Source organism: Flavobacterium sp. PL02 (assembly GCF_035013205.1).
In the GTDB taxonomy this organism is placed as follows: domain Bacteria; phylum Bacteroidota; class Bacteroidia; order Flavobacteriales; family Flavobacteriaceae; genus Flavobacterium.
On record NZ_JAYGJP010000003.1, the window covers coordinates 500140 to 521568 of the forward strand.

A 21429-nucleotide genomic window follows, 5' to 3' on the forward strand; every position below is an offset into this window, starting at 1 on the left:
CAGGCTTTTCTAATTTAGAGAAGCCTGTTTTTTTTGTTGTGCGTAGAGAGTTAACCGCAAAGTTCGGAAGAAAATTAACCGCAGAGTTCGCAAGGATTTACGCAAAGGGCACAAAGTTTTAAATCCGTGCTAATTCGCAAATTCGTGGCTTATTTTTATTGTTTCACGCAGATTCTACAGATTTAGACAAATCTAAGCCGATTTAATTAGAGAAAAATCTGTGTGCATCTGCTCAAATCTTTTTAGATCTGCGTGAAAAAATAATTAGAGAAATTCGTGGCTTATTTTTATTGTTTCACGCAGATTCATCAGATTTAGGCAAATCTAAGCCGATTTAATTAGAGAAAAATCTGTGTGCATCTACTCAAATCCTTTTAAATCTGCGTAAAAAAAAGCTTTACGAATTCGTAGCTAACTTTTTTAAGCAATTCTTTTCTCTTAAATTTGGAACAACTAAAAAACAAAAAAATGAAAATTGTTAGATGGGGAATTATTGGCTGCGGTAATGTAACCGAAGTTAAAAGTGGACCAGCATTTCAGAAAACAAAAAACTCAGCATTAGTTGCCGTAATGCGTAGAGACGCTGCCTTGGCAGAGGATTATGCCAAACGTCATAATGTACCAAAATGGTATTCTAATGCGATAGATTTAATAAATGACCCCGATATCGATGCCGTATATATTGCAACGCCACCATCATCTCATAAAGAATATGCGGTATTGTGCGCCAAAGCAGGAAAAGCAGTTTATGTCGAAAAACCAATGGCGCTAAACTTCGAAGAATGCAACGAAATGATAAGCGCTTGCAAAGAAAACAATGTGCCATTATTTGTGGCTTATTACAGAAGATGTTTGCCACGTTTCCTAAAAATAAAAGAACTAATCGATAACGGAATTATCGGAACACCAAGACACGTAAATTGTGTTTTATACCATTCGTTTGAAAAAAGATATGACGACGAAATCAACTTACCATGGACCGTTTTACCGCATCTTTCAGGTGGCGGAATATTTGTCGATTTGGCTTGTCATACACTAGATTTTCTAGATTTTGTTTTCGGACCTATTAAATCCGTTCGAGGTCACGCTACTTCCCAACTTATGGCATATCCAGCCGAAGATAGTGTTTCGATGTCATTCTTGTTCGAAAACGGAATTCACGGCACAGGACTGTGGAATTTTGCAAGTCACAAGCGCCATGATATTGTCGAGATAGTAGGCGATAAAGGCAAGATTTCCTTTTCAACCTTTGGCAACGACCCAGTATTACTCGAGGATAAAGACGGAAAAATAGAAAGTTTCCCAATAGATAATCCGTTGCACATTCAACAACCCCTTATCGAAACCATCGTACAAGAATTGCTAGGAACTCCGGCTTGCCCGTCCAGTGGTGTTTCGGCAGCAAGAACCACTTGGGTTATAGATGCCGTTTTAAAAGAATTCAGACAAGCGCATCCCGTTAAATAACAGTGTTTTAGTTTTTAGGAGCTATTTCCTGCTGTCCACTATATCTTTTTATAAGGCAAAAAAAGCCTTATAAAAAGGATGCTGTTCCCATCAGGGCTAGAGTTGTAGAATGTGTAGATAAAATTTCATTAAACACATGGAAACATAGGTTTTCTGTGTGAAAAAAGAACAAAAAAGGAAATACATTTCTTTCACATAGCTAGCTATGTGTGTTATAGATAAGTGAAACGCCTTTTTATAGAGTGCAAAAACTATGTTTCTATGCGTTAAAATAAATAATACCCAATGAGTAATAATAGAATGCCTTTGTAGGACTTGTTTTCTATAAAGGCATTTTTCTGTATAAAAACACTGCTATTTCTTATGATTTTAGATTACCTTTAATATTCCCATCTTAAAATCACTTAGCATGAAACAAATTATTGATAAAATAAAATACTTTGTACAAACAAGTAATTTTAAAAAATATGCCAAACGCATTGGTATTTTCTTCCTAAGTCTTATCGCATTATTACTACTTGCATCAGGAGGATTAGCTTATTATTTTAATCACAACAAAGACAAAATCGTTGTAAAAATAAACGATAAGATAAACGACAACATAAGCGGAACAATCCACATAGGCGATATTCATTATAAATTCCTAACCGGATTTCCCAATCTTACATTAGGATTAAAAGATGTCGAACTAAAAGACAGTTTGTGGGCAATACATAAACGAACATTTCTTACGGCAAAAGAAATAGAAGTGCGGTTAAATATCTGGAGTTTAGTATCCGATAAAATCGACTTTCATAAAATCGAAATCAATGATGCTAAACTCGATTTGTACAAAGGTCCAAACGGAATAACAAACTCAGACATCTTCAGAAAGAAACCTAAGAAAGACAAAAAAGAAAGCGGAAAAACTACATTGGTCGATGAAATAAGTATGACCAATGTGCATTTTATTTCCGAGAACAAACCACGAAATAAACTCTTCGATTTTGAAGTAGCTGCACTAAAAGCCAAAATAGATTACGATGGAAGCGATTGGAGCACCAATCTTTTTGTAGATACCAATGTAAAAAGTATGGCTTTTAATACCGAAAAAGGAAGCTTTGCCAAAGACAAACGAATCAGAGGGATTATTGCTGTTACTTATAATACAGACAAAAATAAAATCACGGCCAATGTTGACGGACTCGAAATAGGAGGAGATAAATTTAATGTTAAATCCTATTTTGATGTAGGCAAAACCAGTTCCAATTTTGGTATCGAAATCAAAACCAGAATCCTCTGGAAAAATGCCACCTATTTGCTAGCCAATAATATTAGTTCCAAACTAAAATGGTATGATTTAAAAGATCCAATAGGAGTAACCTGTACAATCGATGGAGATTTAAATTCCGAAGGCGATCCAAAAATTAATGTAGTAGCCGAAGTTAAGGACAACGAATTACGCATTCCCGACGGATTAATTTCAGATTGCACCTTCAACGGAAAATTCACAAATATATTAAAGGAAGAACTAGGATGTTATGATGCTAATTCGGCAGTAATAATACACGGATTTAAAGGAGCATATAATACAATTCCTTTTGAAATTCAAGATGCAATGATTCATAATTTTGATAAACCCGTTGCAACAGGAATCCTAAACGCTGATTTTGATGTTACAAAACTCAATAATATAATCAATGCCGATTTAATGCGCTTTTCCAATGGTCAGGCCAAAGTCGATTTTAAGTTCGAATGTGATATCGTCGATTTGTACTTTCGAAAACCAAAATTCATAGGAAGCGTTCGAGTTAACAACACCAGTTTAAAATATATTCCCAAAGGACTTACTTTCGAAAAAACGGATATTCAGTTAGACTTTACCGAACAAGCACTTGTAATTAAAAAATTCGCATTCAAGGACCGTCGTAATACCGTTTTTGTAGAAGGAAGGGTCGATAATTTCTTGAACCTCTATTATGATGCACCCGAAAAGATGCTCGTAGATTGGAAAATTTATAGCCCAAGTATTGATATAAAACAATTTCTAGGCGTTATTGCTGCGACCCAAAAAAATAAACAACCTAGCAAAAAACCAGCAAATCATCAGAGTTTTTCAGACCAGCTTCATACCGTAATAAACAAATGTCAAGTAGTCTTGCAACTTAATATGGATAAGCTTGTTTATGCCAAATTAGCAGCAACAAATGCAAAAGCTACTATTAGGCTAACAAACTCTAATGTAACAGTACAAAACGGATTCTTGCAAACCGCCGGAGGAACAATTGATTTCTCGGCAGTATTAAACCCAAATGGTAAAAAGTATAATTTTAAATCAGAAGCTCAAGTTACTAATGTCGATATTACAAAGTTCCTGACCTCATTCAATAATTTTGATATAAAATCATTTGATGCAAAAGATATAAAAGGAAAACTAACATCCAAAGCAAGCGTTGTAGGAATAATGGATTCCGAAGGGGATTTAATAAAAAACTCAGTAACAGGTAATGTCAATTTTAAAGTCAATAATGGAGCTTTAGTCAATTTTGAGCCAATTGTAAAAATCGGAAAATTTGCGTTTCCCTTCCGTGATGTAAAAAATATTACGTTTAGTAATTTATCTGGCGATGTTATCTTGAGAGGGCAGAATATAGATGTGAATAGTTTAAGAGTAAGTTCAAGTGTTCTTAATTTTGATGTAGCCGGAATTTATTCTCTAGGTCATGAAACCAATTTAGCCTTGACAATTCCACTCCGAAACTCTAAAAACGATGTAAAATTAGCTTCCAAAGCCGAGCGAGATGCCGTTCGCAACCGTGGAATCGTTTTGCATTTATTAGCCGTCGATGATGGCGGAAAAATCAAAATTAAATGGAGGAAGAAGGAGGATAAGAATAAGTAGGGTTTAGCTTTAAATATAGTATTGTCATTGTTATAAAATGACTTAAACGCCAATCGAGAGATTGGCGTTTTTTTTGTTTAAAAATTTAAAACTATTAGCGCTAGTTATTTATAAAAAGTGACTCTTATACCGTTGTACAAAAAGCAACATTTGGATAGTTTTGTTTACTTCAATAATACAAATTAATGGATATCTATATTAAAATTGGCGACCGGATACGAGAATTAAGAAAAGAAAAAAAATCTCACAAGAGGCATTTGCTAACCTGGCTGAAGTGGATAGAACTTACATGACAAAAGTAGAAATAGGAAAAAGGAATGATTAATATTATGTTGAAAACTATTATTTAATGAGGTCAATAGTGCGCAAGGCAATTAGTATTTCAAAGCTACATTTGAATTTATCATAGTTAAAAATAATTTTTAGAATAGTAATTAAAACCATTATCAAAAAATGAAATATTTAGCAGAAATAATTTTCGGAAAAGATCAAGTAAGTAAATTTAACAATGATAAACCTTTAGACGATTTTGAAAAAATTATCAACTTAAAAAAGTACACTTTCGAAACTCGAACAGAAAGAAATGCTTTTTACAAAGGAATCGGAGAAGCAATGGGCTGGTTAGATTTTAAAATTATTAAAGAATTCGAAGAGAAAGACCTTAAAGAAGAAAAGGAAGATGAAGATAAATTTGATTATTGGGCATTTATTTATAAATACTACCCAAAATACCATCAATGCAACAGCGTTTTATTAAGTGATATTTTAACTAGAAAACTTGATAGAGAAGAAATTTCTGAAAGTGATGAAGAGTATATTAAAGATTGGGATATTAGAAATGAGTTATTTGAAATAGATAAAGAATTACTTTGTAGGGCTTTTGAAAATTACTTTAATATTATGTATCCTAAAAATCTTAATTTCTAAAAGATAGACACACCAGTTGATTTTTGCTTAATTAAAAAAATGAATAAAATATTCAAAAAACATCAAATTAAAATCTCACGGCATGATGTTTTTTGATTTTTGGTCACAAGAGAAAAAAAATATCAAAATGGATGAAATTAATTTTGATCTATTTAAATGGTTTATAGTTGTTTAAAACTAATACTTAGAAAATAGAAAAAAAATAAAAAATTATATTCTAAAAATGTATTTGATTATGCCATTTTTTCTTTTAAATTTGTAACCATATGTGTAATGTTAATCAACTTGGTTATGAATGAATATCTTTCATTGTCTGAAGCTTCAGAATTAATAGGGAAAAGCAAAGAAACTTTAAGGCGCTGGGATAATGAAGGTAAATTAAGTGCTGTGCGAGAACCTATGAGTAATTATAGGATGTATAAAAAATCTGACATCACTACCTTGTTTTCAAGTTTTATAGATGGCACTATACAAGAAACAGTTTCAAATCATGTAGAGCCCGAAAATACTTATACTGTTCTAGAACTTTTTGCTGGAGCTGGTGGATTGGCTGTTGGAATGGAAAAGGCTGGATTGAAATGTGTTGCTCTAAATGAAATTGACAAATGGGCATGTGAAACATTAAGAACTAACAGGCCTGATTGGAATGTTTTGGAAGGAGATATTAAGAATTTTAATTTTTCAGAATATCACAATAAAGTAGATATTGTAACTGGCGGATTCCCATGCCAAGCATTTAGCTACGCAGGAAAAAAATTAGGTTTAGCTGATGCTAGAGGGACATTGTTTTATGAATTTGCTAGAGCTGTAAAAGAAGTAAATCCACCAATTTGTATTGGAGAGAATGTACGTGGTTTGTTAAGTCATGAGAATGGTAAGACTCTTCAAGGCATGATCTCAATATTAGATGAAATTGGTTATAATGTTGTACCTGTTCAAGTCTTAAAAGCAATTAATTATAACGTTCCTCAGAAAAGAGAAAGACTAATTTTAGTTGGAATTAGAAAAGATATTGATTTGAAATATGAATATCCAAAACCATATAAGAAAATTTATAATCTAAAAGATGCTTTAAAAAAAAGTGATTTGTTTGATTGTGATGTTCCGTATTCAGGAGGTTCAAAATATCCACAAAGTAAAGTTGATGTTTTAAAATTAGTTCCACAAAAGGGGTATTGGAGAGATTTACCTATCGATATTCAAAAAGAATTTATGGGGGGGAGTTTTTATCTTGGTGGAGGAAAAACCGGAATCGCAAGAAGAATTGGCTGGGATGAACCTTGCCTTACATTAACATGTAGTCCAGCACAAAAGCAAACAGAAAGATGTCATCCAGAAGAGACTAGACCATTTACAGTTCGTGAGTATGCAAGGATTCAAACCTTTCCAGATGATTGGCAATTTTCAGGCTCGATTGCGCAGCAATATAAACAGATTGGAAATGCAGTTCCTGTTAATTTAGGAAAGGAAGTTGGGTACTCTATAATAAATTTTTTAAATCAATATTACTCAAATATTAGAAGCTAAATAAATTGGAAGTTCTAATTTCGTAGGCTAATTCTTCGCATCCTTTTGTTATGTATTCTTTAGTATCTAAATTGTTTATTATTTGATGTAAATCAGCTACCAATCCATCATAAAAATTTGGAAATCCTGTAACTCTATGCCAAAAATCGCGACCAATTATTACTGGATGAATTTCGTCAATTTTTCTATAGTGCATACTTAATTGAGCTTGTTCTCCATATAGAACCCCTACAATGAAATCATTATTATTACTTCCAAGTAATGCATCATTAGTTCTAGCTAATCTAATAGTGTTGGTGAATTTTTTAATTAAAGGATTTACATCCTCTGAATTTATAGTATTTGGTCCCGATTTTAATTGACACCATTTTTTTCTACCATCAACTTTATCAAGAAATTCAATATCAATTCCTTTAATTGCTGAACCTTCAGCTAAATTAAGTTTTATAAACATCTTTTGAATATTGGTTCCAAATGAAGTATTTATTGAGGTTCCTAAAACTCTAGGGTAAAACAATGCTTTTGCAACGCCTTCAGGAGTATAGTTGCCTTCTAAAACTTTAGATAAATATTTAACAACTATTGGATTTATATTGTAGTTTTTAATTTTTGAATGTTTCTTTAAAGAAGCGTTAATATGATTTTCAAAAATATTAATTTCGAAATATTTAACTACTTTAAGTAATAATTCTTCTTCTGTTATTTGCTCCATTTTTGCTGCTTTAGATTGCTAAAGTAATAATTTTAATATCTAAAATAGGAAAAGCCACTACAAAGTGGCTTTTTCAATTCTAAATTATTCAGCATTCAAATAAGGATTTAAAGTTTCAGCTAATTCATTCAACCAATAAAAACCATTTTCAAGGCTTATTTTGTCAAATTTCAGTGTTTCGGATTCTCGCATTAGGCTTAAAGCAAGTATATAGTTTACTTGTCTAATTGTTTTTGCCATACTTATTGGGTCGATAGATTTGTTGAAGAAATCGGATAACCGCAATGCTGTTTCTTTTGTAAGGGTGTTTGTACTCATAATCTGAAAGTTTAGGGAATATAAAACCCGAATGGGTTAGCTGTCCTACGCCTTTCAGAGCGTTGCAGTTGTTTCCAATACCGCCAGCGTACCACACGGGCAAAAGTTTAGTCAAGTTCATAATCTGAAAGTTTAGGATTGCAAAGATACCAAAAAACACTTGCGATTAGTACAGTTTCTTTATCAATCTAAAAAGTTATGGATAATTTTGGGTTGCTTATGGTTGCTGGACTTCGACTCCGCTCAGTCAGACAAAAAGCGTAAAAAAATCTCCATTTATTTTCATAATGTTTTATTAACTTATTCGTTTTTTTATTCAATTTTCGATAGCTTTGAGAAACAAACATTAAACATATAGTAAGATGAAAATTCAAATCAACACCGACAAAAACATTGATGGACACGAAAGATTAGAAGCTTATTTCTCTGGAGAATTAGAAAAGTCTTTAGCACGTTTTGATAACAAAATTACTCGTATCGAAGTGCATTTTGGAGATGAAAACGGAGAGAAATTCAGCGTAAACGATAAAAAATGTGTGATTGAAGTTCGTCCAGTAAAACTACAACCTATTACAGTTACAGACCACGCCGATACGCTAGAAAAAGCTTTCCAAGGTGCTTTAGGTAAAATTAAAAAATCACTTACTACTACTTTCGAAAAAATGAAAGAGTATTAATCTAAATACTAATAAATGTAAAAGGCATTATCTCAAAAATAGATAATGCCTTTTTTTATTTTAGTAAAGCAGTCATTTCTTTCCAATGCAATATTTTGATTTTGTCATTGCTGTTATTGACAGCGTTAACCATTGCCTTGGCTATATCACTTGCTTCAATGCCTTTGTATTTACTTAGGTTTCCTATGAATAACGGATTGATTAATTTAAATATTCCTATGAATACTTTTTCCATAGGTCGGCTTTCTTTTCTGTTTCCTAAAATCATCGAAGGTCGGAAGATATAAGTATGGTCGAAATTCAAGCTAATAATATCTTGTTCCATTTCTCCTTTTGTTTTAACGTAAAAAACCGATGAACTAGGGCTTGCTCCAACGGCAGAAACTAAAAAGACAGATTTCGCCCCTTTTTCTTTAGCTAGTTTTGCTGCCAATACAGGATAATCATGGTCTATTTGGTAATAGATTTTTTTGTCAGGCGTTTTCTTTTGTGTAGTTCCTAGGGCAATGTAAACTTCGTCTATGGCGATATCTTTAACGACATTGGGTAAAGATTGAAAATCACCAATAAGAGTTTTTAGTTTTGGATGCTTAATGTCTAACTCTTTCCGAACAACGATTGTTATCTGTTCGTAATTGGTATTGTTCAACAAATTTTCGAGGATATAAGAACCAACTAATCCGCTTGCTCCATAAACAATTGCTTTTTTCATAACATTGAGTGATTTGTTTTGTGTAAGTTAGAAAATATTTAGATTAGACCGTTGAGGGTTATCCATAAAATTTTATTCAACACATAGTAACATAGGTCTTATATGTGAAAAAGAATGCAAAAAAGAAGCACATTTCTTTCACATAGTTAGCGCTGTGTTTATTTTTTTGTTTCACGCAGATTTTGCAGATTAAGCCGATTTTTTTCTAATCTAAAGTTCCAGCGAAGCGACATATGATTTTACCACAATTCGATATGTCAGCCCGATGAGAGTTCTGTTGGTATGTGTTTTTGATTTTCTTCTACATGACTCTTTGTGGAACTCTGCGGATTCTTTGTGAATCTTTGTGAAACTTCAAAAAATAAAATTAAGATAATAATAACGCTTTTCGCTGTTGTAAAAAGTAATTTTGCAGTCCCAAAAAAGAGATTTGTTCTTTATGAAAAGGCAAGTAATTTGATTTGGGTTATCAAATAATAAATCATTTAAAATAAATTCATGAAAAAGCAACTACTCGTATTACTAACCGCAGTTCTTATAGGTTTTGGTGTAAATGCGCAAGTAAAATCATCAGAAACAAATGTTCTGGTTCTTATTCATTCTCAAAATGGAGGAACATATAAAATGGCGAAAGCTATGGCAGAGGGAATTCAGGGATATCCAAATACAAAAGCAACAATAAAACGTGTTGCTTCTATTAATTCGAAAGAAAAATTAAATGCTGAGGTTGAGAAATTACCAATAGCAACTATTGAGGAATTAGCAAATTATGACGGAATCGCATTCGGGAGTCCAGTTCATTTTGCTAATATAAGTGCCGATATGAATTACTTTTTCAGCAAGAGTATTCCGCTTTGGACTTCAAGAGCTTTAGAGGGAAAACCAGCAACAGTTTTTATGTCAGCAGGATCAGGTGCAGGAAAAGAAGCAGCAATATTATCTTTTTGGAATATACTAGCTTCCCACGGAATGGTAATTGTACCTACGGGAATTATGGGTACAGCTACGTTGGATAAATCAGTTCCTCAAGGGAATACTCCTTTTGGATCAACTTCTTTAGCAGGTTCTGTTGGTACACGACCATCTGCCAGTGAATTGAATTTAGCTAAAGAACAAGGAAAAGCTTTGGCAAGAGTGGCTTCGGGTTTAAAAAATACAGAAAGCGGAAAAGAAGTAAAAACAACTTCGGTAGAAAGCAAAGGGAATATTGATGTCAATAAAACATTAAAAGATAATAATATTGTGCTTCCAGAAGCTCCTAAACCAGTTGGGAACTATGTGCCTTATACAATTTCGAACAATAAAGTGTATATTAATCAGGTAGCGTTAAAAGATGGTAAAATATTAAATCCGGGTAAAGTTGGTGCAACGGTTACAGAGGAGCAGGCTAAAGAAGCAACGTATCAAACAATGCTTAACGTTATTGCAGTTTTAAAAGAAGCTTGTGGTGGCGATTTGAACAAAGTAAAGCAATGTGTTCAGTTAACAGGATATTTTAATACAACTCCAGATTATACGCAACACGCAGGGATTATGAACTCAGCTTCAAATTTAACGGCATTGGTTTTTGGAGAAAAAGGAAAACATGCAAGAGCAACAATTGGAGCGGCTTCGTTACCAATAAACTCGGTTGTAGAAATTCAGGCTATTTTTGAAATAGAATAAAGTATCTTTTAAATAAAAAGAAATAAAAAACCCGAATACATATTTAAAGTATTCGGGTTTTGTTTTATGTTAATCGAACGAATTCGTTGGTTTTATGATTTTGGTAATGCTGCACCAACAGCAATATCGCAACGGTGACCTTCTTGTCCGTGTGGTGGATTCATTCCAGGAGCAGTTACAGCATAATTAGTTGAACCTGCTGGTGGAGGAGGTACAGTTACTTGCTGACTAACGGTGCCCGATGCAGGTTGTGCAGTAGTAGTTTGTGTTGTAGTTGTTTTTGCAGCAGCAGAATTTAATGGTGCTCCAACAGCAATATCACAACGATGTCCTGCTTGTCCGTGAGGAGGATTCATTCCTTTAGGAGTTTTAGTAGTTGTTGGCTGTGGTGTAGTATTTGTAACTACGGCAGTTGTAGGTGCGGCTTGCGTTTGTGTTGTAACTTGTTGTACAGGTTGAGAAGAAGGCGAATTTAAAGGCGCTCCTACTGCAACATCACAACGGTGACCAGGTTGTCCGTGTGCAGGATTAACTCCTCCTGTAGCACCCATTACTGTATTTGGATTTGCAGCAGGTGCAGGGGTTTGAACTGTCGAATTTGCTTTGGTCGTATCTTGTGCTAATCCTAATTTTACCAATTCTGAGGCTGGTGTACTTTCCTGAGGTTCTAATTCTTTTTTGCAAGAAATAAAAAGGATTGAGGAAATAACTAACGAACTTATAAGGATTTTCGGATTCATGGTTGCATAATTTTAAAGTTCTCAAATATACTCGTTTTTGATTGATTTTTGTAGTCCATATTTGTTAAAAGGGGTTTTTAGCTTGCCTTTTTACCGCAATGGGACGCGGATGATACGGATTTACAAAAGTAAAGACGCGGATTGAAAACGGATTTTAAAAAAATAATTCAAACCTCAAACCGTCGGAAAGGGAGAAAATCCGTTTTAATCTGCGTTTTCGCCTTAGCGAATCTGTTTAATCCGCGTTCCTTCGGCAAAGAGTTGGAGAAACTTTGCGGTTAAATTATCGCCACAGATTAAAAGGATTAGACAGATTCCAAAACTTTGCGTTCTTTGCGTAGCCCTTTGCACTCTTTGCGGTTAATTTTCAGCCACAGATTAAAAGGATTAGACGGATTCTAAAACTTTGCGGACTTAGCGTAGCTCTTTGTGAACTTTGCGGTAAATTCTCTATATTTCTGCTTTAAAAAACAAATAACCATATACCATGAAAAAATCAATCTTACTGCTATTATTCATTACCTCTTTTGCGCAAGCACAAACATCTGATAAAGATAAAATTAATAAAACGCTTGACGCTTGGCATAAAGCTGCAGCCGATGCTAGTTTTGAACCATATTTCGCCTTAATGGCCGATGACGCTATTTTTATCGGAACAGACGCTACAGAAAATTGGAACAAAGCCGATTTTAAAGTTTGGGCGAAGCCATTTTTTGATAAAGGAAAAGCTTGGAGCTTTACTGCATTAGAACGTCATATCTTTTTTGATGCAACTGGAAAAACAGCTTGGTTTGATGAATTACTTGATACACAAATGAAAATTTGTCGCGGCTCTGGAGTTATGGTAAAAGTAGGAAAAGAATGGAAAGTAAAACATTATGTTTTGTCTATGACTGTTCCAAACGACAATGTTGATGAAGTTGTTAAAATAAAAGCCCCATTAGAGGATGTTATAATTACTAAACTTAAGAAAAAGTAAGTAAAGACTTTGTTTTTAGTCTTTTAAAAGTTGAGGTTTCAATTTCGTTATAATATAATTGGCAAATTCATAACTTAATTGGAACCTCAAAATGGTATACTCTCAAAAAAAAGTATCGAAAAATGCAATATCGATGATAATGCAATGTTAAGTGCTATTTTTTCACCCCTTGAAAATTAAAAGATTCATTTTTTTATAACTTTGACCCCTATAAAAATAGGGTTAAAGTAAAGTATTTTAAAAATGAAAATAGAAAAGCGCTGGATTATATCCTTTATTGTTATAAGTATTGTGTGTATAACGGGTGCATTTTGGCCAGCTGTTAACAGTACAGATTATATTCTTTCGGAATTTGGAACTACAGAACAAATTGTTCCTGCCGATGTTGCCTGGATGCTTACTTCTTGTTGCTTGGTTCTGATTATGACGCCAGGTCTTTCCTTTTTTTATGGCGGAATGGTTGGGAAAAAGAATGTGATTTCGACCATGCTCCAAAGTTTTATCTGCCTTGGTGTAGTAACACTTTTATGGGTTGTACTTGGTTTTAGTCTTGCTTTTGGTGAACCAATAGGAATTCATTCGGGAGGGAATTTTTATAGTTTCGTAGGTAATCCAACTACGTTTGCTTTTATGGATTATGTGGGTGTTTTGCCTCACAAACAATTAGCAAATACAGTTCCGTTTATGTTGTTTGCATTATTCCAGATGAAGTTTGCGGTTATAGCGCCAGCGATAATTACAGGTTCATTTGCCGAACGAGTTCGATTTATTTCCTACCTGCTTTTTATATGTTTGTTCACGATATTTATCTACGCGCCTTTATGTCACGCGGTTTGGTATCCTACAGGAATTTTAGGAACTTATTTTGGCGTTAAGGATTTTGCAGGAGGAACAGTAGTGCATATGAGTGCAGGTTTTGCAGCACTGGCAGGAGTACTAGTTTTAGGAAAAAGAAAAAATAGCCGACATATACCAACCAATATTCCGTTTGTATTATTAGGAACAGGAATGTTATGGTTTGGTTGGTTTGGCTTTAACGCAGGTTCGGCTTTGGCAGCCAATGGTGTTGCGGCGATGGCTTTTGCTACTACAACGACAGCATCTGCGGCAGCGATGTTAACTTGGGTGTTTTATGATAGAATCAACGGACGTAAGGTTTCTGCTTTAGGAGCTTGTATCGGTGCCGTCGTAGGATTGGTTTCGATTACGCCAGCTGCGGGATTTGTGTCTGTACCAGAAAGTATGTTCTTTGGGTTTAGTGCTGCTTTGGTTTCGAACATGGTTGTAAATGCTAATTTCCTAAAGAAAATCGATGATACTTTAGATGTTTTTGCCTGCCATGGAGTTGGCGGAATTATGGGAATGATTCTTACTGCAATATTTGCACATGGCGATAAAGCGAGTTTGCTTCATGGCGGATGGATGGTTTTTGCACACCATATGATGGCTTTGGTTTTGGTTTCGATATTTACTTTTTTCGGAGCTTATCTTTTATTTAAACTTACCAATGTAATTATCCCAATGCGAGTGTCAGAGGAGTCTGAATACATTGGGTTAGATTTATCTCAACATGATGAAACTCTAGAACCTAAGATAAAAACGGCTAATTAAAATTGGCTATAAAAGAAACACGGATTTAACCGCAAAGGGCACGAAGCTTTTAAAATTTGTGTTAATTTGAGTAATTTGTGGTAGAAAGATTAACCGCAAAGGTCGCAAAGGGCACGAAGCTTTTAAAATTTGTGTTAATTTGAGTAATTTGTGGTAGAAAAATTAACCGCAAAGGTCGCAAGGATTTACGCAAAGGACACAAAACTTTAAAATTAGTGTTAATTTGTGTAATCTGTGGCAAAAAAATAATCTATAGGGAGATAAGTTTAGTTCTCTTTTATACAGAAAACCACACTCAATATTTTGGTAGAAAAAAGCTATTAGAGATGGTTTTTTTCATTTTTGAAATCCGATGCCATTCATTCGTATATATTCCTTAATTTTGCCGAAATATTTGTAAAAAAGTGGGAAGTAAAAATAAACTAAAGAGATTCAAGGAAAACGAAACATTTGATAACGTTTTTCAACCAACGAGAGAAGAAGTTGTAGGCGATTTATTTCCGCATAAAGGGAAATGGAACAAAGACTTCTTTAAGAATGATAATCCGTTGGTACTTGAACTAGGTTGTGGAAAAGGAGAGTATTCTGTAGGATTGGCTGAAAGATATCCAAATAAAAACTTTATTGGAATCGATATTAAAGGGGCTCGTTTTTGGCGTGGTGCTAAAACTGCTGTTGAAACAGGTTTACATAATGTTGCTTTTATTCGTACTCAAATCGAATTAATCAACCATATTTTTGCTGAGAATGAAGTAGATGAAATCTGGATTACTTTTCCAGATCCGCAAATAAAATACAAACGTACTAAACACCGTATGACCAATTCGGAATTTTTACAATTGTATAAAAAAATCCTTAAGAAAGATGGTGTTGTAAACTTAAAGACTGATAGCGAATTTATGCACGGTTATACACTAGGATTGTTGCACGGAGAAGGGCATGAGGTTTTATATGCTAATCATAATGTGTATGTAAATGAAGGAAGCCCAGAAGAGGTTACTGCTTTTCAGACATTTTACGAGAAACAATATTTAGAAATTAATAAGGCAATTACGTATATTCGTTTTAAAATTAAAGCGTAGTTTTTCTCTTTAATTCCAGTTTCCCCATTCTTTAATACATGATTCGCAGCGCATGACATTTATTATTCCTTTGCTTTTAGGCTTTATTACGGCTTTTATTGGTATTATTCCGCCAGGATTAATCAACATGACGGCAGCCAAAGTGAACTTAAAAGAAGGGAAAAAGAATGCGTTATGGTTTGTTGCCGGAGCAGTACTTATTATATTCTGTCAGGTATATTTGGCGATTTTATCGGCAAGGATTATTGATCAGCGACCAGATGTTGTGATTTTATTGCGAGAAATTGGCTTTGGAATTTTTGCAGTCTTAACGGTTTACTTTCTGTGGATTGCAAAAGAACCTAAAAAGAAGAAAAATAAAATCAAAAATCAGAGTAAGAAAAGCCGTTTCTTTTTAGGAATGCTACTTTCTGCACTTAATTTTTTTCCAATCCCATATTACGTTTTTGTCAGTGTTACGCTGGCTTCTTATAAATTATTTTTATTCGAAAACCATTTTATATCCGTGTTTGTAACAGGATCAGTTTTGGGATCGTTTACAGTTTTTTACTGTTATATCGCTTTTTTTCAGAAGATAGAACAGAAAACAGATTACATACTCAAGAACATGAATATCATTATCGGAAGTATTACAGGAGTAATTTCGATAATCACACTTTTTAATATCATACGATATTATTTCGCTTAATTTTTACTTGAAAATAAAGCCATGGCAGAAGATAATTTTTTCGAAAGGGTTTATGTGATTGCAAGACAGATTCCGTACGGGAAAGTTACCTCGTATGGCGCTATTGCAAAAGCATTGGGTACGGCACGTTCAGCAAGAATGGTTGGTTGGGCAATGAATGCGTGCCATAATATGGATGATGTTCCTGCGCATCGTGTGGTAAATAGAAAAGGTTTACTTAGTGGTAAGCACCATTTTGACGGTACAAACCTAATGCAACAATTACTTGAAAACGAAGGAATAGAAGTTAAAGACAATCAGATTGTAGATTTCGAAAAGCATTTTTGGCAACCAGAAATTGAGTTTTAGATTCTGAAAAAAAAAGTTAACCATATAAGTAATATTAGTTCATTTAAGTTTTAATGTTATATGCCCTTATATAGCTTACCTATTTCAAAAAAAGATTACCATTTAAGTAATGTAAGTTCATTTAAGCGTTAAGTTATATGTGCTTATATAACTTATATGTTTTAAGATTTTTAAATCAGGCAAATAACAAAATTAGTTCTGTTTTCATCGGTTTGGTAGCTTAAATAACCTCCGTGAGCCTCGATAATATTCTTAGAAAGCGTAAGCCCGATTCCCGCACCTTCTTTTCGGGTTGTGAAAAAAGGAAGGAATATTTTATCTCTTATTTCAGGTTCAATTCCTTTTCCTGTATCAGAAATTGTGATAAAAAAACGATTGTTTTCGGTCAGAGTCGATAAGTATATTCTCTTTTCCAGTTTTTCTTTCAATGCAAAAATACTATTGGTAATCAAGTTGATGATAACCTGTTCTATTTGGCTTTTATCAATTAGGATAGAACGCGAACTATTAATGTTGTTTATTAGTTCAATACCTTGTTCTTTTAAGATTGGTGTCATAATCTTTAAGCAATCTTCAAAAAGAGCATTAATTGATACAGGTTTTTTATCTGGAGTAGGAAGCATGGCTAGTTTTCGGTAGTTTTCTACAAAAATTTGCAAATGGTCGCTTCGGTTTATAATAGTCGAAATGCTACTTTTTATATCATCAAAATCATCTTCTTCTAATTTTTCCTGATCTATTATCTGAAGTAAATTTTGCGAAAGCGAACGAATTGGCGTCAACGAATTCATCAGCTCATGCGAAATTATTTTCATTAAAGTAATCCAGGCTTCTTTTTCTTTTTTATCAATTACACGCTGAATACTATCTAATAAAATGATGAAATATTCTTTGTTTAATGATTTTGTTAATGAAGTCTGAAGCATGAAAGTTTGTAAATCCTGTTGCTCGATTTTGACATCAATAGCCGTTTTTAATTCGCTAAATTGGGTGTTCTCGATTTCTTTGCAAAGTGACGGAAGGTAATTTTTAAGATAATTCCAATGGCTTACTTTAGGAACCGCAAATGTGCTAGAGAAACAATTGTTCATTAGGAATATATTCCAATTGTCATTGTCTTTTTCCAGAATTAAAATAGCAGTGTCGATATTGTTTAAAATAGAGCGATAAATTAACTCTTTGGATGTTTGTTCTTGTTGCTTTTCTTTTAATGTATCATACAAAAGCGAGAGATTTTTAAAACTGCCTTTTCTTTGTTCTTCAGGAAAGTTGGTTGAGTAATCATTTTGAAGAATAGAAAGAATGGTTTTGTCGTAAAAACTCATTTTACTTTTGAAGAAAAAATACATTTCAGCCAAAGCAATAATAACTACAGCAGCTACTAAAATGCTATTATAGTATAATCCCTTTTGCGCAAGATATAATGAAGAAAAAAGAATTAGTATGACAATAAAAACACGTAAAAATAAGGCGTTATAAAATTTCCAGTTTTTCATTATTCGATATTTTTTAAACCGTATTTTTCAATTCTTCTGTATAAAGAAGCTCTTGATAATCCTAATTCTTCGGCTGTTTTGCTGATGTTTCCGTTGTTTTTAAGTAAAGATTTCTCTACGGCGCTCTTTTCTATCTCTGATAATGGATTTTCGTCATTAACCTGAAAATCTTCAAAATCTAGGATATCAAGATCAGTTACTGTAATGGTGTTGTTTTCGGATAGAATTAAAGCTCTTTCGATTTTGTTTTCCATTTCACGAACGTTACCATTCCAAGGATATTTCTCTAGATGTTTGGCAACATTACTATCAAAAATTAAATCGGTTTGATTGTATTTTTCTCCAATTTCGTTAAGGAGAAACTCAGCCATTGGTACAATATCGTCTTTTCGTTCTCGTAAAGATGGCAAAGTAATTTCCATAGTATTGATTCGGTATAGCAAATCTTCTCGGAATGTCTTGTTTTTTACTTCGGCTTTTATATCGCTATTTGTTGCCGCAATTATTCTTACGTTCAGAGGTCTTGCTTTGCTTTCGCCTAAGCGTGTTACCGATTTTGTTTGCAAAACATGTAATAGTTTTGCTTGTAAATGCAACGGAATATTTCCGATTTCATCTAGAAAAATAGTTCCGTTAGCAGCGGCTTCAAATCGTCCGGGAGTATCCGTTTTAGCATCGGTAAATGCACCTTTGGCATAGCCAAATAATTCACTTTCGAATAAATTATCGCTCAAAGAACCTAAATCTACATGTACAAAAGGTTTGTCTTTTCGTTGCGAATTTTGATGTATGTGTTGTGCGAAAACAAATTTACCGGTTCCGTTTTCTCCCAAAATAAGTACGTTGGCATCAGTTTTAGCAACTTTATCGGCAATAGAATAAGCTTGTTTTATTTTGGCAGATGTTCCTGTAAAATATTTCTTTTCTTCGGGTTTTGTTATTACTTTTTTAGATTTTTTTCTGCTTTCTTCAACTGCATTGTCTATTGTAGCAAGTAGTTTTTCGTTGTTCCAAGGTTTTAAAACATAATCAAAAGCACCAATTTTTATACCTTCTACAGCAGTTTCTATTTTGCCAAAAGCAGTCATCAAAATAACTATCGTTTGTGGAGATAATGTTTTGATTTCTTTGAGCCAATGAATCCCTTCGCGTCCATCTTCAAAACCAATGCGATAATTCATGTCCAATAAAACAACATCAATCGGACTTTCGGATAAAAGTGAGATGATTTTTTTTGGGTCGTTTGTGGTAAAAATGGATTCGAAATGCTTTTTCAGAATCATTTTTACCGAAAAAAGAATTTCTTCCTGATCGTCGACAACTAGTATATTGGCTTGTTTTTTTCGCATGAGATGTTTTTTTGTTCGATTGTGAACGGTCAACTGTTCATTATCGAACACTACTTTTTTTTGGTGGTTTTGAAACTGCTATATAAATCAATGCTTTACGAATTATAATTCTTTTGGCACAATATTTACCTATTGGTAATCAGTAAATTATTAGAACTCATGGATAAAGTAATTCCTCGTAAAAGTAAAAAAATTAGGTATCTGACAATAGGAATCGTGGCTTTTTTAGCTTTGGCAATTGTAGTATTTTTTTCTTTCAATAAAAAAAGAAGTCTGAATGTAAAGGGAGACGAATTAATCGTTAAGAAAGTCGAGATGGCTTTTTTTGAAGATTTTATGGTTTTTCAGGCCAAAGTAGAACCTTTGAATGTGATGTTAGTAAACGTGACCGAAGGAGGTTCGGTTAAAGAGATTTTTGTTGAGAACGGAGCTACAGTTGTTAAAGGTCAACCTTTGGCAAGATTATATAATCCAAATACGGAACTTAATTACCTTACACAGGAAACGGCTATTATCGAGCAAATAAATAACCTAAATACAGGTAAACTAAATATTAGAAATCAGGAGTTGAACCTAACTAAAGATTTAGTTTTAATAGAGCATGATTATAATGACGCAAAGCGTTTGTATGATATGAACTCGAAATTATATGAGAAAGATGTAATCTCTAAGAATGATTGGAATACATTTAAAGAAGGATTACGTTTTCAGGACGAACGAAGAAAAACCATTCAGCAAAGTATTCAAAAGGAAAAGCAAACTAATCAATTGCAGATTTCGCAAATTAATCGTTCGATTCAGACTATGGAAATGAGTTTGGATATTTTGAGAAACAACAAGAAAAACTTTTTGATTACTGCGCCAGAATCTGGAAGACTTACTTCTTTTCAACCGGTTTTAGGAAAGAATTTTCAGGCTGGAGAAAGCATAGGAAGAATAGATTCTAAACAAGGTTATAAATTAATGGCCGAGGTAGATGAGTTTTATTTGGAGAAAATGCGTGAAGGTTTAAAAGGAGAAATCGAATATCAAGGTAAAATACTTGAGGTAGTTGTAACCAAAGTAATTCCTGAAGTTAAGGGAGGGCGTTTTTCTATCGAATTGAATTTTGATCCAAAAGAAAAAATAGTCTTGCAAGACGGATTAAGTTTTGGTGTGAAATTAATTTTATCCGAGAGAAATAAAATTCTTGTTTTATCTAAAGGAGCCTTTAATCAGGAAACAGCAGGAAAATGGATTTTTGTTGTAAACGGAAATAAAGCCGAGAAAAGAGTAATTAAACTGGGAAGAGAAAATCCTGCATATTATGAGGTTCTTGGAGGATTAAAAGAAGGAGAATCGGTAATAACATCCTCTTATTTAGATTATAAAGATGTAGAGGAATTGTCGATTAGCAGTAAGTAATAGTGTTCAGTAACAGTAATAGTAACAGTTTTTAGTTTACGTTTTACAATTCACATTTCACAAAAGAATAATGTTTCAATCATCAATCAAAAAATCATCAATCAAAAAATCACAATCAACAACACAATTAATATTTAAAAATATGATAACAATACAAGATTTAACTAGAGTTTTTAGAACAGAAGAAGTAGAAACTGCAGCATTAAGTGGTATTAATTTGAAAATAAAAAAAGGAGATTTTTTAACTATAATGGGGCCTTCTGGTTGTGGTAAATCTACTTTGCTTAATATAATCGGACTTTTAGATAGCGCCAGTGGTGGGAGTTATAAATTACTGGATAACGAAATGATTGGTCTTAAGGAAAAAGGCAGAGCGAATGTTCGTAAAGAAAATATCGGTTTTATTTTTCAAAATTTCAATCTTATCGATGAGCTTTCTGTTTATGATAATATAGAGTTGCCATTAATTTATAATAATGTAAAAGCATCTGATAGAAAGCAGAAAGTGGAGGCAATTGCCGAAAAGCTTAACATTTCTCATCGATTAAAACATTTTCCGCAACAGCTTTCTGGAGGACAACAACAACGTGTTGCCGTAGCAAGAGCGTTGGTTAATGATCCAAAAATTATTTTGGCCGATGAGCCAACTGGAAATTTAGATAGTAAAAACGGAAATGAGGTTATGGAACTTTTAACCGATTTGCATGCCAAAGGTGCAACGATACTTATGGTAACGCATTCGGATTACGACGCTTCTTTTTCGCAAAGAACAATCCATATGAAAGATGGGGTAATTTTTTCGGAAAGATTAAATCAAAGAAATGTAGATGTTTTTAAAGTATAGGA

General features: G+C 33.4%; 19 protein-coding genes. 13 read left to right on the forward strand and 6 right to left on the reverse strand.

Annotation, left to right across the window (positions count from 1 at the left end; translation table 11 throughout):
* Positions 1 to 468 precede the first annotated feature (468 nt).
* From SHI72_RS13165 to dcm, 4 genes are all read left to right on the forward strand, one after another.
* Positions 469 to 1467, forward strand: a complete 999-nt coding sequence (locus SHI72_RS13165; protein ID WP_323490225.1) for a Gfo/Idh/MocA family oxidoreductase — start codon at positions 469 to 471, stop codon at positions 1465 to 1467.
* Between the two features lie 409 nt (positions 1468 to 1876).
* Entirely contained in the window at positions 1877 to 4348 is a 2472-nt protein-coding gene (locus SHI72_RS13170) for an AsmA family protein (protein ID WP_323490226.1), read from the forward strand.
* Between the two features lie 453 nt (positions 4349 to 4801).
* Positions 4802 to 5275 carry a hypothetical protein gene (locus tag SHI72_RS13175; protein ID WP_323490227.1) on the forward strand — a complete coding sequence of 158 codons (474 nt, stop codon included), beginning with the start codon at positions 4802 to 4804 and terminating at the stop codon, positions 5273 to 5275.
* A 291-nt stretch (positions 5276 to 5566) separates the two neighbouring features.
* A complete protein-coding gene (gene dcm / locus SHI72_RS13180; RefSeq protein ID WP_416348475.1) occupies positions 5567 to 6802 on the forward strand; it encodes a DNA (cytosine-5-)-methyltransferase in 1236 nt (411 codons plus the stop codon).
* Here the strand turns inward: dcm and SHI72_RS13185 are convergent.
* Both SHI72_RS13185 and SHI72_RS13190 read right to left on the reverse strand, forming a co-directional pair.
* Positions 6792 to 7514, reverse strand: coding sequence for a PmeII family type II restriction endonuclease (locus tag SHI72_RS13185; protein WP_323490228.1), 723 nt, complete (start codon positions 7512 to 7514; stop codon positions 6792 to 6794). The two genes, dcm and SHI72_RS13185, sit on opposite strands and share 11 nt — an antisense overlap.
* A gap of 84 nt (positions 7515 to 7598) precedes the next feature.
* Positions 7599 to 7832 (reverse strand): hypothetical protein, encoded by a 234-nt coding sequence (locus tag SHI72_RS13190; RefSeq protein WP_323490229.1) that lies wholly within the window; start codon positions 7830 to 7832, stop codon positions 7599 to 7601.
* A 362-nt stretch (positions 7833 to 8194) separates the two neighbouring features.
* On the opposite strand from SHI72_RS13190, the gene SHI72_RS13195 reads away from it, so the two are divergent.
* On the forward strand, positions 8195 to 8509 hold the full coding sequence (locus tag SHI72_RS13195) for an HPF/RaiA family ribosome-associated protein (protein ID WP_035622048.1): 315 nt from the start codon (positions 8195 to 8197) through the stop codon (positions 8507 to 8509).
* Between the two features lie 55 nt (positions 8510 to 8564).
* On the opposite strand, the gene SHI72_RS13200 is transcribed toward SHI72_RS13195, so the two are convergent.
* Positions 8565 to 9221 (reverse strand): oxidoreductase, encoded by a 657-nt coding sequence (locus SHI72_RS13200; protein ID WP_323490230.1) that lies wholly within the window; start codon positions 9219 to 9221, stop codon positions 8565 to 8567.
* Positions 9222 to 9719: 498 nt separating this feature from the next.
* Here SHI72_RS13200 and wrbA point away from each other — a divergent pair, with 498 nt between their 5' ends.
* Positions 9720 to 10886, forward strand: a complete 1167-nt coding sequence (wrbA, locus tag SHI72_RS13205; protein WP_323490231.1) for an NAD(P)H:quinone oxidoreductase — start codon at positions 9720 to 9722, stop codon at positions 10884 to 10886.
* Between the two features lie 92 nt (positions 10887 to 10978).
* Here the strand turns inward: wrbA and SHI72_RS13210 are convergent, their stop codons facing one another.
* The gene (locus SHI72_RS13210; RefSeq protein WP_323490232.1) at positions 10979 to 11626 is read right to left on the reverse strand and encodes a hypothetical protein; all 648 of its coding nucleotides are present in this window, start codon (positions 11624 to 11626) and stop codon (positions 10979 to 10981) included.
* Between the two features lie 487 nt (positions 11627 to 12113).
* On the opposite strand from SHI72_RS13210, the gene SHI72_RS13215 reads away from it, so the two are divergent.
* The 5 genes from SHI72_RS13215 to SHI72_RS13235 all read left to right on the forward strand — a co-directional run bounded on the left by SHI72_RS13215 (position 12114) and on the right by SHI72_RS13235 (position 16334).
* Positions 12114 to 12605, forward strand: a complete 492-nt coding sequence (locus tag SHI72_RS13215; protein WP_323490233.1) for a nuclear transport factor 2 family protein — start codon at positions 12114 to 12116, stop codon at positions 12603 to 12605.
* A gap of 243 nt (positions 12606 to 12848) precedes the next feature.
* Positions 12849 to 14216 (forward strand): ammonium transporter, encoded by a 1368-nt coding sequence (locus tag SHI72_RS13220; protein WP_323490234.1) that lies wholly within the window; start codon positions 12849 to 12851, stop codon positions 14214 to 14216.
* A 404-nt stretch (positions 14217 to 14620) separates the two neighbouring features.
* Positions 14621 to 15298, forward strand: coding sequence for a tRNA (guanosine(46)-N7)-methyltransferase TrmB (trmB, locus tag SHI72_RS13225; protein WP_039113764.1), 678 nt, complete (start codon positions 14621 to 14623; stop codon positions 15296 to 15298).
* A 52-nt stretch (positions 15299 to 15350) separates the two neighbouring features.
* Positions 15351 to 15986: a LysE family transporter gene (locus SHI72_RS13230; protein WP_039116988.1), complete on the forward strand. Its 636-nt coding sequence runs from the start codon at positions 15351 to 15353 to the stop codon at positions 15984 to 15986.
* A 21-nt stretch (positions 15987 to 16007) separates the two neighbouring features.
* Entirely contained in the window at positions 16008 to 16334 is a 327-nt protein-coding gene (locus SHI72_RS13235) for an MGMT family protein (protein ID WP_323490235.1), read from the forward strand.
* Between the two features lie 170 nt (positions 16335 to 16504).
* Here the strand turns inward: SHI72_RS13235 and SHI72_RS13240 are convergent, their stop codons facing one another.
* Together SHI72_RS13240 and SHI72_RS13245 are read right to left on the reverse strand one after the other, a co-directional pair.
* Positions 16505 to 17830, reverse strand: coding sequence for a HAMP domain-containing sensor histidine kinase (locus SHI72_RS13240; RefSeq protein WP_323490236.1), 1326 nt, complete (start codon positions 17828 to 17830; stop codon positions 16505 to 16507).
* Positions 17830 to 19179 carry a sigma-54 dependent transcriptional regulator gene (locus SHI72_RS13245; RefSeq protein WP_323490237.1) on the reverse strand — a complete coding sequence of 450 codons (1350 nt, stop codon included), beginning with the start codon at positions 19177 to 19179 and terminating at the stop codon, positions 17830 to 17832. The genes SHI72_RS13240 and SHI72_RS13245 overlap by 1 nt, the downstream gene beginning before the upstream one ends.
* Positions 19180 to 19338: 159 nt before the next feature.
* Between SHI72_RS13245 and SHI72_RS13250 the strand changes: the two genes are divergently transcribed.
* Entirely contained in the window at positions 19339 to 20583 is a 1245-nt protein-coding gene (locus SHI72_RS13250; RefSeq protein WP_323490238.1) for an efflux RND transporter periplasmic adaptor subunit, read from the forward strand.
* A 142-nt stretch (positions 20584 to 20725) separates the two neighbouring features.
* On the forward strand, positions 20726 to 21427 hold the full coding sequence (locus SHI72_RS13255) for an ABC transporter ATP-binding protein (RefSeq protein WP_323490239.1): 702 nt from the start codon (positions 20726 to 20728) through the stop codon (positions 21425 to 21427).
* Positions 21428 to 21429 lie beyond the last annotated feature (2 nt).

Coding starts and splice junctions, on each gene's coding strand:
- SHI72_RS13165 (WP_323490225.1), top strand. CDS start 469: ATGAAAATTGTTAGATGGGGAATTATTGGCTGCGGTAATGTAACCGAA.
- SHI72_RS13200 (WP_323490230.1), bottom strand. CDS start 9,221: ATGAAAAAAGCAATTGTTTATGGAGCAAGCGGATTAGTTGGTTCTTAT.
- SHI72_RS13255 (WP_323490239.1), top strand. CDS start 20,726: ATGATAACAATACAAGATTTAACTAGAGTTTTTAGAACAGAAGAAGTA.
- SHI72_RS13220 (WP_323490234.1), top strand. CDS start 12,849: ATGAAAATAGAAAAGCGCTGGATTATATCCTTTATTGTTATAAGTATT.
- SHI72_RS13215 (WP_323490233.1), top strand. CDS start 12,114: ATGAAAAAATCAATCTTACTGCTATTATTCATTACCTCTTTTGCGCAA.
- SHI72_RS13190 (WP_323490229.1), bottom strand. CDS start 7,832: ATGAGTACAAACACCCTTACAAAAGAAACAGCATTGCGGTTATCCGAT.
- SHI72_RS13250 (WP_323490238.1), top strand. CDS start 19,339: ATGGATAAAGTAATTCCTCGTAAAAGTAAAAAAATTAGGTATCTGACA.
- dcm (WP_416348475.1), top strand. CDS start 5,567: ATGAATGAATATCTTTCATTGTCTGAAGCTTCAGAATTAATAGGGAAA.
- SHI72_RS13240 (WP_323490236.1), bottom strand. CDS start 17,830: ATGAAAAACTGGAAATTTTATAACGCCTTATTTTTACGTGTTTTTATT.
- SHI72_RS13185 (WP_323490228.1), bottom strand. CDS start 7,514: ATGGAGCAAATAACAGAAGAAGAATTATTACTTAAAGTAGTTAAATAT.
- SHI72_RS13245 (WP_323490237.1), bottom strand. CDS start 19,179: ATGCGAAAAAAACAAGCCAATATACTAGTTGTCGACGATCAGGAAGAA.
- SHI72_RS13230 (WP_039116988.1), top strand. CDS start 15,351: ATGACATTTATTATTCCTTTGCTTTTAGGCTTTATTACGGCTTTTATT.
- SHI72_RS13235 (WP_323490235.1), top strand. CDS start 16,008: ATGGCAGAAGATAATTTTTTCGAAAGGGTTTATGTGATTGCAAGACAG.
- SHI72_RS13195 (WP_035622048.1), top strand. CDS start 8,195: ATGAAAATTCAAATCAACACCGACAAAAACATTGATGGACACGAAAGA.
- SHI72_RS13175 (WP_323490227.1), top strand. CDS start 4,802: ATGAAATATTTAGCAGAAATAATTTTCGGAAAAGATCAAGTAAGTAAA.
- SHI72_RS13170 (WP_323490226.1), top strand. CDS start 1,877: ATGAAACAAATTATTGATAAAATAAAATACTTTGTACAAACAAGTAAT.
- SHI72_RS13210 (WP_323490232.1), bottom strand. CDS start 11,626: ATGAATCCGAAAATCCTTATAAGTTCGTTAGTTATTTCCTCAATCCTT.
- wrbA (WP_323490231.1), top strand. CDS start 9,720: ATGAAAAAGCAACTACTCGTATTACTAACCGCAGTTCTTATAGGTTTT.